The sequence below is a fragment of the Phaeobacter italicus genome, from assembly GCF_019801785.1.
GTDB lineage: Bacteria > Pseudomonadota > Alphaproteobacteria > Rhodobacterales > Rhodobacteraceae > Phaeobacter > Phaeobacter italicus.
On the sequence record NZ_JAHVIJ010000003.1, the window covers coordinates 423787 to 440545 of the forward strand.

General features: G+C 60.6%; 13 protein-coding genes and 4 tRNA genes. 9 read left to right on the forward strand and 8 right to left on the reverse strand.

Translation table 11 applies throughout. From position 1 onward, the window contains the following. Positions 1-15 precede the first annotated feature (15 nt). Genes KUV39_RS09670 through KUV39_RS09690 form a run of 5 tightly spaced genes read right to left on the reverse strand, consistent with a single transcriptional unit; the run spans position 16 to position 5601 of the window. A complete protein-coding gene (locus tag KUV39_RS09670; protein ID WP_222459650.1) occupies positions 16-1011 on the reverse strand; it encodes an aldo/keto reductase in 996 nt (331 codons plus the stop codon). Then, positions 1001-1981 carry a sugar-binding transcriptional regulator gene (locus tag KUV39_RS09675; protein ID WP_008559998.1) on the reverse strand — a complete coding sequence of 327 codons (981 nt, stop codon included), beginning with the start codon at positions 1979-1981 and terminating at the stop codon, positions 1001-1003. Before KUV39_RS09675 ends, KUV39_RS09670 begins: the two co-directional genes overlap by 11 nt. Before the next feature lie 4 nt (positions 1982-1985). Then, complete coding sequence (locus KUV39_RS09680; protein ID WP_008561771.1) at positions 1986-2978, reverse strand: ABC transporter permease; 993 nt, start codon at positions 2976-2978, stop codon at positions 1986-1988. Between the two features lie 11 nt (positions 2979-2989). Continuing rightward, entirely contained in the window at positions 2990-4528 is a 1539-nt protein-coding gene (locus tag KUV39_RS09685) for a sugar ABC transporter ATP-binding protein (RefSeq protein WP_168578381.1), read from the reverse strand. Between the two features lie 53 nt (positions 4529-4581). Further along, complete coding sequence (locus KUV39_RS09690; protein ID WP_046210990.1) at positions 4582-5601, reverse strand: substrate-binding domain-containing protein; 1020 nt, start codon at positions 5599-5601, stop codon at positions 4582-4584. Positions 5602-5879: 278 nt separating this feature from the next. On the opposite strand from KUV39_RS09690, the gene KUV39_RS09695 reads away from it, so the two are divergent. From KUV39_RS09695 to KUV39_RS09715, 5 genes are all read left to right on the forward strand, one after another. Next, complete coding sequence (locus KUV39_RS09695; protein ID WP_050672700.1) at positions 5880-6461, forward strand: histidine phosphatase family protein; 582 nt, start codon at positions 5880-5882, stop codon at positions 6459-6461. 69 nt (positions 6462-6530) lie between these two features. Further along, positions 6531-6606, forward strand: a tRNA-Val gene (locus KUV39_RS09700). 326 nt (positions 6607-6932) lie between these two features. Then, positions 6933-7009, forward strand: a tRNA-Asp gene (locus tag KUV39_RS09705). Positions 7010-7057: 48 nt separating this feature from the next. After that, positions 7058-7134 (forward strand) — tRNA-Asp (locus tag KUV39_RS09710). Between the two features lie 89 nt (positions 7135-7223). After that, positions 7224-7300 (forward strand) — tRNA-Asp (locus tag KUV39_RS09715). A 166-nt stretch (positions 7301-7466) separates the two neighbouring features. Here the strand turns inward: KUV39_RS09715 and KUV39_RS09720 are convergent. Further along, entirely contained in the window at positions 7467-8858 is a 1392-nt protein-coding gene (locus KUV39_RS09720; protein ID WP_222459651.1) for a M20/M25/M40 family metallo-hydrolase, read from the reverse strand. A gap of 459 nt (positions 8859-9317) precedes the next feature. Here KUV39_RS09720 and hemA point away from each other — a divergent pair, with 459 nt between their 5' ends. From hemA to ispG, 3 genes are all read left to right on the forward strand, one after another. Continuing rightward, positions 9318-10541, forward strand: a complete 1224-nt coding sequence (hemA, locus tag KUV39_RS09725) for a 5-aminolevulinate synthase (protein WP_008561707.1) — start codon at positions 9318-9320, stop codon at positions 10539-10541. 133 nt (positions 10542-10674) lie between these two features. After that, positions 10675-11895, forward strand: coding sequence for a helix-turn-helix domain-containing protein (locus KUV39_RS09730; RefSeq protein ID WP_046210988.1), 1221 nt, complete (start codon positions 10675-10677; stop codon positions 11893-11895). Between the two features lie 200 nt (positions 11896-12095). Continuing rightward, positions 12096-13217 carry a flavodoxin-dependent (E)-4-hydroxy-3-methylbut-2-enyl-diphosphate synthase gene (gene ispG / locus KUV39_RS09735; RefSeq protein ID WP_008561725.1) on the forward strand — a complete coding sequence of 374 codons (1122 nt, stop codon included), beginning with the start codon at positions 12096-12098 and terminating at the stop codon, positions 13215-13217. 156 nt (positions 13218-13373) lie between these two features. Here the strand turns inward: ispG and KUV39_RS09740 are convergent, their stop codons facing one another. Then, entirely contained in the window at positions 13374-14153 is a 780-nt protein-coding gene (locus KUV39_RS09740) for a DsbA family protein (protein WP_008559932.1), read from the reverse strand. After that, on the reverse strand, positions 14150-15538 hold the full coding sequence (locus tag KUV39_RS09745; RefSeq protein WP_222459652.1) for a M48 family metalloprotease: 1389 nt from the start codon (positions 15536-15538) through the stop codon (positions 14150-14152). The genes KUV39_RS09740 and KUV39_RS09745 overlap by 4 nt, the downstream gene beginning before the upstream one ends. Between KUV39_RS09745 and KUV39_RS09750 the strand changes: the two genes are divergently transcribed. Beyond that, the gene (locus KUV39_RS09750; protein WP_222459653.1) at positions 15537-16685 is read left to right on the forward strand and encodes a pyridoxal phosphate-dependent aminotransferase; all 1149 of its coding nucleotides are present in this window, start codon (positions 15537-15539) and stop codon (positions 16683-16685) included. The genes KUV39_RS09745 and KUV39_RS09750 overlap by 2 nt on opposite strands. Positions 16686-16759 lie beyond the last annotated feature (74 nt).

Here is a 16759-nt window from a genome sequence, read left to right on the forward strand (position 1 = left end):
AGGGGCGGGTTGGGGTTAGGCGTCGAGGTCGCGCAGATGCCGCGCTGCCGCGTGGCTGATCAGGTCGAGTTCCTCTGCGCTGAGCCGCAATCTCCCGGCGGCGGCGTTTTCGCGGGCCTGTTGCGGGTTTCGCGCCCCGCAGAGCGAGAAGGTGATGCCAGGCTGCTGCACGGTCCAGGCAATCACGATCTGCGCAAGGCTGGCGTCATGTTGGTCCGCGACCGGGGCGATGTCCTCCATCATGGCGGCGATCTTCTGCCGGTTGGGCTGCGAAAAGCGCGGATTGTCCTTGCGCTGATCGTCGCCGGAAAAGACGCGATCCGGTCCGACCTTGCCACTCAGCAGGCCAAGCGCCAGCGACGAATAGCTCAGCACCGAAACCCCATGCTCGCTGCACAGGGGCAGAAGCGAGGTTTCAATGTCACGTTTGACCATGCTGTATTCTTCCTGCACCGCGTCCAGCTGGCCTGCCGCGACATAGGCGGAGATGTCTTCGGTGGTGGTGTTGCTGGCCCCGATGGAGCGGATCTTGCCCTGTGTTTTGAGCTGCTCCAACGCCTCCATCGTTTCGTCGATCGGCGTGGTCGGATCCTGCCAATGGGTGACGTAGTGGTCGATGTAATCGGTGCGCAGGCGGCGCAGGCTTTGTTCGACCTCGTAGATGATCGCGTCCTTGCCCAGATAGCGGTGAACCGGCGCGCCATCGTAGTCAAAGAAGTGGTTGCCTTTCTGGGTGTGCCAGACGAGCCCGCATTTCGTGGCCAGCACGACCTCATCCCGCCGTCCCTGCAAGGCCTTGCCGACGATTTCTTCGGCCAGGCCCTGACCATAGGCCGGGGCCGTATCGATGAGCGTGACCCCCGCATCCACCGAGGCCTGAATGGCCGAGATCGAGGCGTCTTCGTCCGTGCCGCCCCACATCCAGCCACCAATGGCCCAGGTGCCAAGCCCGATCACCGAGGCCTCGATGCCGGAGCGGCCAATGGCGCGTTTCATCATGTCATGCTGCATGTTCTGTTCCTTCCATCTGTGCGAGGACCGCTGTCACGGTCTCCTCGTCCAAAACCAGTTTGTTGACCAAATGCCCGTTCAAAACCGCCTGGATGGGGCGGGCCTTGTGGGGGCCTGCTGCCACGCCGATCACGGTGCGGCAGCTGCGGATTTCCTCGGGGCTGAGGGCGACGAGACGCCGGTTCAGCCCATAGTCTGCCAGCTGACCGTTGCGTCCGATCAGATGGGCCATGAATTCTGCCGTGACCCCCATGCTGACAAGCATCTTGCGATCGGCTTCGGGGACCGGGTTGAGGTCGTAGTAGCTGGAGCCGCGCGGCTCTACCGACCCGATCCCCGTCAGCGCCACATCCGCCCTGCGGGCCAGATCAAAGACTTCCTTGATGGACGCCATGTCGGTCAGCATGTTGCGCTGTTCCGTGTTCTCGGCAAAGAGCGGGGCATGCACCAACATCGGCTTGCCGCCCAGACGTTCGGCCATCCGTGTCACAAGGTGATTTACGTCGGTGTAGAATTTCCCCTGAACCCCGCCCGTCAGCGGCACCACCGTCACGTCGAGCGCCCGCTCTGGCGAGAGGTTTTCGACCACCGCGCTGACCGCCTTGCCGCCGGTGATGGCAATGACGTCGCCGTCACGGATTGTCTCCATCAGCATGTTCGCGGCTGCTTTGCCCACCTGCTGCAGCTTGGTGTCGGCATTGCCGGACACCGTTGGGGTCACCATCGCCGAGCTGAGGGCGGTGGCGGAAACCAGACGGGCCTCAAGCTCTGACAGCCTCTCAAACGGGCTTTCGATGTCGATCTTGACCATCCCCAGTTTCCGGCCCTGGGCGATCAGGCGGTTCACCTTGGAGGTGGAGAGGTTCAGTTTGGTTGCGATTTCGGACTGTTTCATGCCTTCGATGAAGTGCAGGACAAGAACAGTGTGGATCTGTCGGGTCAGTTGAAAGTCGGGGCTTGGATCGGCCATCTGCTCACCTCCGCCGCTTGTTCAGATAGTGGTCGATGGATACCGCCGCCAACAGGATCGAGCCTCGGATGATGTCCTGCCAGTAGACCGAGACATCGAGGAGGGCGAGGGAACTGGAGACGACCGACAACAGCACCGCGCCAAGGATGGCACCGAAGATGGTGCCGGAGCCGCCATTGAGGCTGGCCCCACCGATCACGGCGGCGGCGATGACATTCAGTTCCATCCCAAGTCCAAAGGTCGGCTGGGCCGAGCCAAAGCGGGCCATGTAGATGATGCCCGCCACACCACAAAGCGCAGAGCAGAGCGTGGTGGTGAGGAAAATGACCTTTTTCGTGCGGATGCCGGAATAGGCGGCGGCCTTTTCGTTGCTGCCGGTGTAGAACACTTTGCGAAATGCGGTGGTGCGGCGCAGCATGAAGTCAAAGGCCAGGACCACGATCAGAAAGATGATAATGACCAGCGGGATCGGGCCAATGGCCCCCTGACCGATGAATTTGAACTCAGCAGGCAGGGTAAAGAGACCAATGGGGCGACCGCCGGTGAACAAGAGACAGGCGCCACGGGCAATCACCATCACTGCGAGGGAGACGATAAAGTGGTGCAGGCCGACGCGGGTGACGAAAAACCCCATGAAAGCGCCAATGCCGGTGCAGGCGGCAATCGAGATCAGCGAGGCAACCCAAGGGTCGATGCCCTGCAGGAAAAGCCAGCCCGCAATCACCATTGCCAGTGCTGTAACAGAGCCCACTGACAGATCAATGCCGCCTGAGATCAGCAGAATGGTCATGCCGACCACCACGATGCCTTCAACCGCGAAGGCCATGACCATCGCGCGGATGTTGACCCAGGTCAGAAAGTAGGGCGAGGCAAAGGACATCCCGATACAGAGCGCCAGAATAATCAGGATCAGCCCTGTCTCGCGCATTCTGAGGAGTTTCTTCAGCGCACCCATGCCCTGTGTTGCAGGCGGTGCCAGATTGATCGACTTTTCCACGGGTGCCTCCCTCAGGCGCTTTGCAGTTGGGCATCGGCGGCGTCCAGAACGGAGGCCAGATGCATGATGTTTTCTTCGGTCATGTCTTCACCGCTGACTTCGCCACTGATCTGTCCCTCCCGAACGACCAGTACGCGGTCACAGACCCCGATCAGTTCGGGCAGTTCCGATGAGATCACCACGATGCCCACGCCAGAGCGCGCCAGGTCACGCAGGATGCGGTGGATTTCGGCCTTGGCGCCCACATCGACGCCGCGCGTCGGCTCATCCAGAAAGATCAGTTTGGGATCGACCGACAGCATCTTGGCAATGGCCACCTTTTGCTGGTTGCCCCCGGAAAGCGAGGAAACCGGATCGCTGAGGCGGCCGTATTTGATGTTCAGCTTGGCGGCGAGCGTTTCAGCCAGATCCGTTTCGCGCGCGGCATCAATGGTGCCGACCCGGTTGCCGACAAGCCCAAGGTCGAGGGCCGAGATGTTTTCGGCAATCGACATGTCGAGAAAGACACCGTCGCCTTTGCGATCTTCGGAAAGATAGACCATCCCTGCACGGATGCTGTCCCCATAGGTCCTGATCGACAGGGGGGTGCCGTTGAGCGAAATGTCACCTGAAACATCGCCTTCCAGCTGGCAGATGCCTTTGACGATCTCGCTGCGTCCGGCGCCAATCAGACCTGCCAGCCCCAGCACCTCGCCACGTTTGAGTTGAAAGGAAATGTCGCGAAAGCGCTGCGCTTCGCTGAGGTTGCGCACGTCAAGGATCGGTGGTGTCCTGTCCGACGCGCCATCCTGCGGGCGCATCTTGTCCGGATAAAGCGTGTCGACCACCCGCCCGACCATCGCGTTGACCACATCTGATGGCGCGATATCCGCGACAGTCTGGGTGGTGATATACTGGCCATCGCGAAACACCGTGACCCGGTCACAATTGTCAAAGATCTCGACCATTCGGTGCGAGATATAGATGATGGAAATCCCCTGATCGGCCAAACGCCGCATGATCGAAAACAGGATCTGGGCTTCGCGTTCGGTCAGGGCTGCGGTGGGTTCATCCAGGATGAGCACCTTGCAATCGAGGGTCAGGGCCTTGGCGATTTCGACCAGCTGTTGATGGGAAATCGGCAGATCACGCACCAGCATGGCCGGGTCGATATCGGCGAGCTGTCCGAGGATGCTGCGCGCGCGGTCTTCCAGGGCGCGATAGTCCATCAGCAGGCGGCGGCTGATGTTGGTGGCGGACATAAAGATGTTTTCGGCAACACTCACATCCGGACACAGAGCAATTTCCTGATGCACCAGCCCGATCCCCAGTTTTTGGGCTTCGGTGGGCGAGGCGATGCTGACGGGGGTGCCGTTCCAGCAGATGGTTCCGCTGTCGGGCTGCAGGATGCCGTCGATGATATTCATCAAGGTAGATTTGCCCGCACCGTTTTCCCCGGCCAGGGCATGGATCTCTCCCCTGCGCAGTTCGAAATTGACCCCACGCAGGGCGCGCACCGCGCCAAAGGATTTGTGGAGGTCAGAGATGTTCAGGATCACGTCGTCTTGCATGGGCCGGTCCGGGCTTGAGGGCGGAGGCGGGCCAGTGCGGCCCGCCATTGAGGTCAGCTGGGGTCGCGACCTTCCATGTAGGTGTTCAGGTCAAAACTGTCGGCGTTTGCCTTGGTGATGACTGCAAACCCATTGTCGACAAAGGGGATCTGAACCGGATTGTAGCCAGAGACCTTGTAGTCGTTGAACGGGTCAAACACATCGGAATGCGACGCCATGAAGGTGGCGAGGAAACCCATGAAGCCCTGCATGCCCTGGTTGGGGTTCAAAGCCATGTGGATATTGCCTGCCTTGATGTGTTCCAGTGTCGCCGGGGTGATATCGGCGTGCATGACCAGGACGTCGGACTTGGCTTCCAGGATGGCTGCAACCGCACCTTCGGCTGAGCCTGCTTCGGGGATCCAGATCGCGCCAAGATCGGGGTTGGCCTGCAGGATCGATGCGGTGGCGCGATAGGCGGCGGTGCTGTCCTGATTGGTGGCCTGACGTCCCACCAGTTTCATCTCCGGATAGTTTGCCTCCATATAGTCGATGAGAGCAGTGACGCGCAGATCGTGGTTGGACTGGCCGGGGTTTTCCAGAACGGCATACTGGCCGCTTTCACCGATCTGCTTGACGATTTCATCGGCGGCAAATTTTGCCTCGGCGAGATTGTCGGAGGTGATATAGGCGGTGCGGTTGGATTTTGGGGAATCTGCCGCAAAGGTGACGATCTCGGTGCCGTTTTCGATGGCGCGGTTGATCGGTTCGATGAACGGATCCGACTGCATCGGATGCACCAGGATGCCTGCAGGCTGTTTCACCATGTCCTGTTCGAAGGACGCGATTTGCTTGGTGATGTCGTAATCCGGTGTGCCCGAGAAAATCGTCTCGCAGCCAAAGGCCTCGGCCGCCTGTTTAAAGCCCTGATAGACAGGCACCCAATAGGGGTGACCAGAGACCATGACGTTCATGATATACGTCTCACCGGGTTCGCAGCGCAGGCCGCTTTCTGCCTGAACCGGAGTGGCGGATGCCATCGACAATGCGACTGCGGCCGGGGCCAAAGCCGCGACAAAGGCGGTTTTCTTCATATTATCCTCCCAAGTGCTGGGGTAGTTTACCCCTGATAAGGCCGCGACGACCTGCCTCCCTGCAAGTCTTTTCACGTCCCGCAATTTGTTGCGTAAGCCGACCCTAGGAGCCGTTCGTCGTTTCGGTCAACGCGGGTCGAAATTTTTTGTGAAATCTGAAATTTATTTCATTTCGCGCCGGGCTGAGCCCGCAACCCTGGCCCTTTCAGCGAAAACCGCTTTCCATCACAAAGCGCCGGCGCTAGCTGTTTTGGCGTATTTTCGAGAAGGGTTTTGCAATGTCTGAATTTCCGAAGATCTGGTTCCTGCGCCACGGGGAAACCTATTGGAACGCGGAGAAGCGTGTGCAGGGGCGCAAGGAATCTGATCTGACCCGCAAGGGGCGGATGCAGGCAGAGATGCAGTCGATGCTGATGGCGCCGGTTCTTAAAGATCGGGGGATCCCTTGTCTGGTATCGCCCCTGCGCCGGGCGCAACAGACCGCCCGCATTGCCCTTGGTGGCCGTGACTACGAGACGGATCCACGTCTTGCAGAGGCGATGGCCGGTGTGTTCGAGGGGCGGACGCTGGACGAGATCGCACAGAGCCATCCGGATATCAGTTCCGCCAACCCCCATGCGCTGGATCTCTTTTGCGAGGCCCCTGGCGGAGAGGGATTCGACGCCTTTGAGGCGCGCATCAGATCAGTGCTGATGTCGCTTGAGCAGCCCACCGTGCTGGTGGCGCATGGTTTGTGGGGTCAGGTGCTGCGAGGGATCATCTGTGGATTAGGCCGCGCAGAGATGGCCGCGCTGCCGAATGAGCAGGGTTGTGTCTATGTGCTGGAAAACGGTGAGGAATTCGTTCTGAGGGTGGAGTGAAGTTTTTTTCAAAAAACTTCAATTTCGCTCTTGCACCCTCCGCGCGCTTTCTCTAAATCAGCGCTCACCGGGTCGTTAGCTCAGTTGGTAGAGCGCTTCGTTTACACCGAAGATGTCGGGAGTTCGAGCCTCTCACGACCCACCATTCTCCCCTTGGAAATGTTCAGCTCTACCAGACGCCGCAGGCGGTGGTCCTTTGTGATTTGGTTGCCTGGCAAGTCGCTCGGCGTTTGCGGAATCGATTTCCCATCTCTCCCTCACGTGCGGCCAACTCTTGGTTGGTTTTGTGGATAACTTCCTGCTCTAACCGCTTAGGAATGCGGGAAAATCAATGACTTGATAGGTGGAGAGGGGGCTTTGGCATTTTTTTTCACCGAAACGGAAGAAAATGCCAAAACACCGCTTGACGATACCCGAGCGCTAGGAATATTACAGCCCAACATTCAGCGGCGACGTTGGATGGAACAGCAAGCGGTTGTAGCTCAGTTGGTTAGAGTACCGGCCTGTCACGCCGGGGGTCGCGGGTTCGAGCCCCGTCAACCGCGCCACTGCTGTCAGCCCCGGATCCGGGTCAAAGGGTCCAAATGAAATGATGCGCGGTTGTAGCTCAGTTGGTTAGAGTACCGGCCTGTCACGCCGGGGGTCGCGGGTTCGAGCCCCGTCAACCGCGCCACTTTCATTCACTGCCCTGGTGATCAGGGTCCGCCCCGGAGGGGAAACATATATCAGGCGCCTGCGTCTGATTTGCCGAAAGGCCCATGCGCGGTTGTAGCTCAGTTGGTTAGAGTACCGGCCTGTCACGCCGGGGGTCGCGGGTTCGAGCCCCGTCAACCGCGCCACTTTCTTCCAGAATACGGATGAACGCACCCTTCTTCGGAAGGGTTTTTGCGATTGTGGCCTCTGTCTTTTTCGACCTGTGGTCATGGCGATTTGCGTATCTTGTGGTCGCAGTTGCCAGCAGGGTGGGGGGCGTGGTGCGCGCCGGGGCGCACACCACTGGTTTTGTTATTTCGTGGTCAGAGCGTCCAGCACCCGCGCCCAGGAGCGGATACCTTTGTGGAAGCTCTCCAGATCGTATTTCTCGTTCGGGGAATGGATGGCGTCGTCTTCATTGGCAAAGCCAATCAGCATCGCGTCCATGTCGAGAATCGATTTGAAGAAGCCCGCAATCGGGATGGAGCCGCCCATGCCGCAGAAGACAGCCTCGCGGTTCCATTCATCAGACAGCGCGCCGCGGGCGGCCTCGAATTCGGGGCGGGCGATGTTCATCACCGAGGCGCGCGACCCTTCAAGATCGTTGTCCCAGACCACCTTGCAGTCGGGCTTCAGCCGCTCTTCGACGTGTTTGCGGATCTTCAGGCGCAGCGCGTCCGGGTCCATGTCACCGACCAGACGGCAGGTGATCTTGCAATGCGCCTCTGACGGGATCACGGTTTTCGAACCCGCGCCATTGTAGCCACCCCAGAGGCCGTTCACTTCCAGCGTCGGGCGGGCCCACTGCTGTTCCAGAACCGTGCGGTCCTTTTCCCCGTGGGCCTGGGTGTAGCCTGCGTTGGAGAGGTAGTCCCTTTCGTCAAAGCCGCAGCCTTCCCACTGGCGCAGCTGGTCCTCTGGCACCTCATGCACGCCCTCATAGAATCCCTCGACGGCGACCTTGCCGGTGTCCTCGTCATAGAAGGACGCGACGATGCGGCTGACTTCGCGCAGGGGGTTCAGGCCGGGGCCGCCGTAGTGGCCGGAGTGCAGATCGATCCGGGGGCCGATCAGGGTGAACTCGTCCTTCAACATGCCGCGCAGCTGTGAGGAAATGGACGGCACACCGCGCGATACCATGGATGTGTCGCAGATCAGGGCAAGATCCGCCTTCAGCTCGGCGGCGTGTTCTTCCATGAAGGGCACCAGCGAGGGCGAGCCGCTTTCTTCCTCGCCTTCAAAGAAGAAGGTGATGCGGCAGGGCAGGGAGCCATTCACCGCCTGCCAGGCGCGGCAGGCCTCGACAAAGGTCATCAACTGGCCCTTGTCGTCAGAGGCGCCGCGCCCGCGAATGACCGTGCCGCGCTCGGTCTCTTCCAGTTTTGGTTCAAAGGGGGGTGTGTTCCACAGGTTCAGCGGGTCAACGGGCTGCACATCATAGTGGCCGTAAAACAGCACATGCGGCAGCGCGTCGTCTTTGGGACCGACGTGGCCCACAACCATCGGGTGGCCGGGGGTTGGGCGTTTGTGCGCATCGATCCCGATAGAGCGCAGGTCCGCAACCAGCCAGTCTGCGGCCTTGTCGCAGTCTTCCTGGTAGGCCGGATCGGTGGAGATCGACTGGATGCGCAGCAGGTCCATCAGGCGGTTGGTTGCAGCGTCCAGATCGCTGTCGATCCGGTCCAGTACGTCGTTCAATGACATGGGTGTCTCCTGAGGCTTTTGTTGAATTCTGCGAGAGCCTAGCAGTGCCCGCGGGGAGGGGCCAGCGGGCATCATGCAAATGCGGTTTTGCAGATTTGGGGGCTGTGCCGCTGGCTTGCGCCGTGATTGGCGGGTGTCGGTTGTGCCAAATCGGGCGTCGGAGATGGGCGTCTGCCTGTGGCAGCGCGCTGATAGTGGTCATAATGTAGTGAAAATGCGCCCGTTTGGCCGTGCCTGCGTCGAATTGCGCCCCGTGGTGCGGTGATTTGCGGGCCGCGCTTGTTGCCGCCCCCGGCCCAAAGGTTTATTTGACCTACATCAAGGCTGAGCCAGACCGCCGCGCGTATTCGGTTGATCGAACGGAGGGGATGGTTTAACCATTCACTATTGTGAATATAAAGAACCTGACCACAGCACGCGCCAGATCCGCTGGTGCCACACTATGCCATGGAGATGCCGGTGGACTATACCGCGAAACTCGACCTTGCGATTGAACAGCTGCATGCGGAAGGCCGCTACCGGACGTTCATCGATATCGAGCGCCAGAACGGCCAGTTCCCCCATGCGGTCTGGACCCGCCCCGACGGCAGCCAACAGAACATTACAGTGTGGTGTGGCAACGATTATCTGGGGATGGGCCAGCATCCTGTTGTCCTGAACGCCATGCACGAGGCAATTGATGCCACTGGCGCTGGCTCGGGCGGGACGCGCAACATCTCTGGCACCACGGTGTATCACAAGCAGCTCGAAGCGGAGCTGGCGGATCTGCATCAGAAAGAGGCCGCGCTGCTGTTCACTTCGGCCTATATCGCCAACGACGCAACCCTTTCGACACTGCCCAAACTGTTTCCCGGTCTCATCATCTATTCGGACGCGTTGAACCACGCGTCGATGATCGAGGGCGTGCGCCGCAATGGCGGGTCCAAGCGGATCTTCCGCCACAATGACGTGGCGCATCTGCGTGAGCTGCTTGAGGCGGACGATCCTGCCGCACCCAAGCTGATCGCATTTGAGTCGGTCTATTCGATGGACGGTGATTTTGGTCCGATCGCAGAGATCTGCGACCTGGCCGAGGAATTCAACGCGCTGACCTACATCGACGAGGTGCACGCTGTGGGCATGTACGGTGCCCGTGGGGGTGGCGTGACAGAGCGGGATGGTCTGATTGATCGGATCGATATCGTGAACGGCACCCTGGCCAAGGCCTATGGCGTGATGGGCGGCTACATCGCTGCATCGGCAAAAATGTGTGACGCCATCCGCTCTTATGCGCCGGGCTTCATCTTTACCACTTCGCTTGCACCGGCGGTTGCGGCAGGGGCTGCGGCATCTGTCGCCTATCTCAAGACCGCGCCGGAACTGCGGGAACAGCACCAGATGCAGGCGCGGATCCTGAAGATGCGCCTCAAGGGCCTTGGCCTGCCGATCATCGACCATGGCAGCCACATCGTCCCTGTGATTGTCGGCAACCCCGTGCACACCAAGAAACTCAGCGATATGCTCTTGTCGGAGCACGGAATTTACGTCCAGCCGATCAACTTCCCGACGGTGCCGCGCGGCACGGAACGCCTGCGGTTTACGCCGTCACCGGTGCACGGCCCTAGGGAGATTGATGCGTTGGTCAAGGCAATGGACGCACTCTGGTCCCATTGTGCGCTGAATCGTGCCGAAATGGCGGGGTGATTCACAGTTCTGTGTCACTTTTGCGTTTTTATGTTACGGTAGCTGTAATCAAAGGGACGTAAGCGAGTCGCGACAACCGGCTTCTAAACGACCCAGAATGTCGAATACGGCAGGCTAACATGGGACAGCAGGCATGATCGGGCGCCTCACTCAGCGCAAGCAGAAAACGCACGAACAGTCGTCGCAACCGAAGGGTTTTGACGACTACGAACTGCGACTGGGTGATATGATGCGCGGTGAGCGGGCCACCATGGGCAAATCGCTCCTGGATGTGCAGCGCGAATTGCGGATCAAGGCCTCTTACATTGCCGCCATCGAAAACGCCGATCCGACCGTTTTTGACACGCCCGGCTTTATTGCCGGGTATGTGCGGTCTTATGCCCGCTACCTCAGCCTCGATCCCGATGCGACCTTTGCCGCCTTCTGCCAGGAAAGCGGGTTTCAGGTGGCCCACGGCATGTCTGCCGAGGCGTCGGTTCGCAAATCTGCGGCCGCCCCGATCGCCACGGGCATGGGCGGGCTGCGCAGTGATGCATTCACCTCTCCCAATACGCCATTTGTGCCAGCGTCCAGCAGCTTCTTCAGCTCGGTTGAACCCCGCGCGCTCGGCTCTCTGGCGGTTCTGGTCGCGCTGATCGGCGGGATCGGCTATGGCGGCTGGGCGGTGTTGAAGGAAATCCAGCAGGTCCAGATGGCACCTGTTGACCAGACCCCCATCGTGCTGGCTGATCTCGACCCGCTGACAGGTGCCGAGGGGCCCACGGCCGAAGGCGAAGATCCGGCAACAGAGGCCCTGGCGCGGCTGTACCGGCCCCAGGCGCTGGATGTTCCGGTGCTGATCCCCCGTGATGGCCCGATTGCAACCCTTGATCCCCGCGGGCTTGGAAATTTTGCCCTGCCGGAGCTGCCTAGCCTGGCGCTTGCAGAGGCCAGTCTGAGCGCGGATCTGCCTGCCCCGGCTGTGCCGCAGGTCGTGGAAGAGGTGGCTCCAGCCCTGCAGATGGTCGCGGTGCGGCCTTCCTGGGTGCAGGTCACGGCGGCTGATGGCAGCGTGATCTATGAAACCATCATGGAGCCCGGGCAGCATTTCGAAATTCCGCTGACCGAAGAGCCCCCGTTGCTGCGGACAGGCGAAAGCGGTGCGATCTATTTTGCCGTCAACGGTGCCCATTATGGTCCTGTTGGCAATCGGGGTCAGGTGACCAAGAATGTGGTGCTGTCCTCTGATGCATTGACGGAACGATTCCAACTGGCAGATCTGAGCGCAGATCAAAACAGTGCGCTGGCCACGCTGGTTGCTGAACTGCAGGCGTCGTCGCTCTCTGCGGATGTGGCGCCCGAAATCACCGACTGATCGCGCACCTGTCTGGACCATTGTCCGGATTGTCCCAACTGTCCCAGCGGTGGTCACGCCCCTTGGCGCTATAGTGTCCTGTTCCAATCTGCCCATGACTGCAGATTGATTTGCCCGTCTGTGCGGCTGCGCCCCATTGAAGCCCCGTCCCGGAGCGCGTATCTAACCCCAAAGATCCCAGCAGCTCAGGGCCACCGATAATGTCGATCAATCACATCCGTCCCTGGCGCCATATCGAGCGCCGCAAAAGCCGCCAGATCCATGTTGGCAACGTGCCGATTGGGGGGGACGCGCCGATTGCGGTGCAGACGATGACCAACACGTTGACCACGGATGTCGCGGCCACCGTGGCGCAGGTTCAGGCGGCAGCAGAGGCGGGCGCGGATCTGGTGCGGGTCTCGGTCCCGGATGAGGCATCCTCGAAGGCGCTGAAGGAAATCGTGCGCGAAAGCCCGGTGCCGATCGTGGCGGACATCCATTTCCACTACAAACGCGGCATCGAGGCGGCTGAGGCAGGCGCTGCCTGTCTGCGGATCAACCCCGGCAACATCGGGGATGAGAAGCGCGTGGCCGAGGTCATCAAGGCGGCCCGCGACCACAACTGTTCCATCCGCATTGGGGTGAATGCAGGCAGTCTCGAAAAGCACCTCCTGGATAAATATGGCGAGCCCTGCCCAGAGGCGATGGTGGAAAGCGGTCTCGACCATATCCGCATCCTGCAGGATCATGATTTCCACGAGTTCAAGATTTCGGTGAAGGCCTCTGACGTCTTCATGACCGCCGCGGCCTATCAGCAGCTGGCCGAGGCCACCGATGCCCCCATCCATCTGGGCGTGACCGAGGCCGGCGGCTTTGTCTCCGGCACCATCAAATCCGCAATTGGCCTGGGCCAGCTGTTGTGGATGGGCATTGGTGACACCTTGCGCGTCAGCCTCTCTGCCGACCCGGTGGAGGAGGTCAAAGTGGGCTTTGAAATCCTCAAGTCCCTCGGTCTGCGCCACCGCGGCGTCAACATCATCTCTTGTCCCAGCTGCGCGCGGCAGGGGTTCGATGTGATCAAAACCGTTGAAACGCTGGAACGGCGGCTGGAGCATGTGAAAACCCCGATGAGCCTGTCGATCATCGGCTGCGTGGTCAACGGCCCCGGCGAGGCGCTGATGACCGATGTCGGCTTTACCGGCGGGGGCGCAGGGTCCGGCATGGTCTATCTGGCGGGCAAGGCGAGCCACAAGATGTCCAACGAACAGATGGTCGATCACATCGTTGAGGAAGTCGAGAAGAAAGCCGCTCAGATCGAAGCTGAAGCCGCCGCTGCCGAATAACCGCAACCGCTGTTCCACCAAAAAAGGCGCCGGATCCTCCCGGCGCCTTTTTCTGTCTGGTCTTGCGGTTGTCATCTTTCCCGAAATACTCCGGGGGTCTGGGGGCTGGCCCCCAGGTCGAACTGTGTCTGGGGGCTGTCTCGGGGACGAGGGGGCTTAGCCGCGGGCGTCGCGGATTTCGGCGATCATGATCTCCATCTGATCGGCCGGAAGGAAGCCGCGCAGAAGTTCCTGATCCAGGACAAATGTTGGTGTACCCGAAATCGCCATCTGCTGTGCCAGAGCGCGGGTTTCCTGCAGCTGGCGCGAGATTTCGGGATCGCTCATCCGCGCCAGAATGGCGTCAGCGTCCAGATCAAGCCCCTCGGCAAGGCGGCGCAATGTGGCCTCGCTTGGCGCGCCGCCCATCGAAATCAGCGCGTCATGCATGTTCTTGTAGGCCTCGTCTCCGGCCACGAGCTTGGTGGCAATCGCAAACCGCGACGCCAGGACCGATGCCTCACCCAGGATCGGGAATTCCTTGATGATCAGGCGGATATTTCCGTCTGCGGCCAGCAGTTTTTCAACTTCGGGGGCGGCGCGGCGGCAATAGCCGCAGCGGTAGTCCATGAATTCCACAAGCGTGATGTCGCCATCTGGATTGCCGCCAACATAGGAAAACCCGTCGTTGTGCAGCGCGTTCAGGTTCTCGGCGACCAGCGCGTCATCGCGGGCTGCTTCGGCTGCGGCTTGTTGCTGTTCCAGTTTGTTGACGGCTTCCAGGATCACTTCGGGGTTTTCCAGAAGATAGGCCCGCACTTCGGCGCCAAAGGCTGCGCGTTCCTCTTCGCTCATCTGGCTGAGGTCAAAGGCCTGTGCAGCGGGGCCAAAGCTCAGCGCGGCGGCCAGAGCAGCGGCGCAGGCAAGGCCGGTGCGGGGCAGAGAAAGACGGATCATTTGCGTTTCCTTTTTTGATCTTGTTCGGCGGCGATCAGCACGTCCTGCGCGCGTCGCCATGCGGGGGATCCCGTGGGCAGCAGGCCGGTAGCGCGTTTGGCGTGAACACCTGCATCCTTTAGCCGCCCCTGCAGGGCATATCGTTCAGCTGTTGCAAGGGCCGCCATACCGGTTTGTCCGATCTTGGCATAGGCCTGAGCCATGTCGCGCAGCATTCCGGCATTGCGAAAATCGAGACTGCGGGAGGCTTCGAGGGATTTCAACGCGGACTTTGGCTGACCAGCGGCAAGTTGCGCGCGCCCGAGACTCGCGAGGATCAGCGGATCGCGTCCGGCTTGGCTCGCCGCGCGGCGGTAGGCGCCAAGGGCGGCCTCCCAGCGGCGGTTTTCCATCAGGATCTGGCCTTTCAGCTCGTTGTAATAAGGGTCGTTGGGACGCACCGCCAATGCACCGTCAATGGCGCCAAGCGCTTTGTTCAGATTGTTGCGGCGGTGATGGGCGACAGCTTCGCGCATCAGGCGGACATCCTTGTAGCGTTCCTCACCCACGCGGCGAAGTGTCCATTTCGGAGACCTGGTAAAGGCCGACAGCTTGCCACGCAGGCGGGCGAACCAGTACTGCGCATTGGGATCTGCCTTGCTGGTGTCGCCATGACTGGCCAGATAGGCCTCTGCCGCGCGGATACGGTCGCGGCTGAGCGGATGGGAGCGCATGTAGGGGTCTTGGTTGGCTGCGCTCAGCACTTCCTGTCCGGCAAAGATCCGGTGCAGATCGACAAGCCCCTTTGGGCTGATCCCGGCGCGTCGCAGCGTGCCGGCGGCGCTGCGGTCGGCCGAAGCCTCTTCGGCTCGTGTGTGGGCGAGAAATCCGCGCACCGCCGAGGCCTGCGTCCCAAGAGCAATTCCCGCAGCGGCTTCGCCAGCGCCTGCCGCTGCCGCAAGCACGGCCAGCGCCGCGCCAAAACCGGCGGCCGATTGGGCAGACCGCAGGTTTTGCGTGCGTCTTGCGATATGGCCGTTGGTAATATGCGCTGCCTCATGGGCGATGATGGCCTGCAGCATCTCTGGTCGGTCAACCTTTAGGATCAGCCCGTAATGTATGAAAATCGTTTGAGAATCGATCACGAACGCATTGAACGAAGAGTCATTCACCACCAGCACCCGGACCCGTTTGGCATTCAGGCCCGCGGCCCGGAGCACAGGGGCTGCGACCTCGTTCAGCCCGCGTTCGATGTCAGGATCACGCAGCAGGGAAATAGATGCAGCCTGCGCCGTCGTCGCCAGCGTGGTCGCGACAAAACACAGCGCGGCAAGAGCCAGGGCCGGGATTGACGCGAGGCGAGAGAAACGGTCAAAGGTCATGGCTGCACCATGGGAGATCAACATGCGAAACTCAACCCGGTCCAACGTCGATCCCTTCATTGTGATGGATGTGATGGAAGCCGCCCGTCAGGCAGAAGATGCTGGTCGTCATATTATCCATATGGAGGTGGGCCAGCCCTCGACCGGCGCACCTGCGGCGGCGCGCGATGCCTTGGCCAAGGCGCTTGATCAGGATGCACTTGGCTACACCGTCGCGCTTGGGCTGCCTGCATTGCGCAAGCGGATCGCCCAGCTTTATGGCGAATGGTACAATGTTGATCTGAACCCCGAGCGCGTGGTGATCACGCCGGGCTCTTCGGGGGCGTTCCTTCTCAGCTTTACGGCGCTGTTTGACAGTGGGGATCGGGTCGGGATCGGGGCGCCGGGTTATCCGTCCTATCGCCAGATCCTGCATGCGCTGGGGTTGACGCCGGTTGATATTGAAACCTCGCTAGATCATCGCCTGCAGCCGGTTCCTCAGGATCTTGCCGGTTTGGATCTGGCCGGTCTGATGGTCGCGTCGCCTGCCAACCCCACGGGCACCATGCTGGACAAGCCGGCGATGGCGGCTCTGATCGAGGCGGCACAGGCGCAGGGGGCGGCGTTCATTTCAGACGAGATCTATCACGGCATCGAATACGAAGCGAAGGCGGTCACTGCGCTGGAAGTGACGGATGACTGTTATGTCATCAACTCCTTTTCCAAGTATTTTTCCATGACGGGTTGGCGGGTTGGCTGGATGGTCGTGCCGGATGACCATGTGCGTGTCGTGGAACGGATCGCGCAGAACATGTTCATCTGCGCCCCTCACGCCAGTCAGGTTGCCGCCCTTGCGGCGATGGACTGCGAAGAGGAGTTGCAGGCCAATCTTGCGGTTTATGCCGAAAACCGTCGCTTGATGATGGAGGGGCTGCCCAAAGCCGGGTTTGACCGGATCGCGCCGCCGGATGGGGCGTTTTATGTGTATGCGGATGTGTCCGATCTGACAGATGACAGCCGGGCCTTTGCCAAGGAGATCCTGGATCAGGCGGGTGTTGCGGTAACGCCAGGGCTGGATTTCGATCCCAAACGCGGGGCGACGACCCTGCGGTTTTCCTATGCGCGTTCCACCGCTGATATCGAAGAGGGGCTGTCGCGCCTGAAAATCTTTATGGAGCGGCGTGGGCGCTAGGCCATTTGGGCAGTCTTGCGCTGATTGGGGGCTGAGAAAGGTGGCTTTTGCTGGCCTGCATCGGCGCTGGCGGC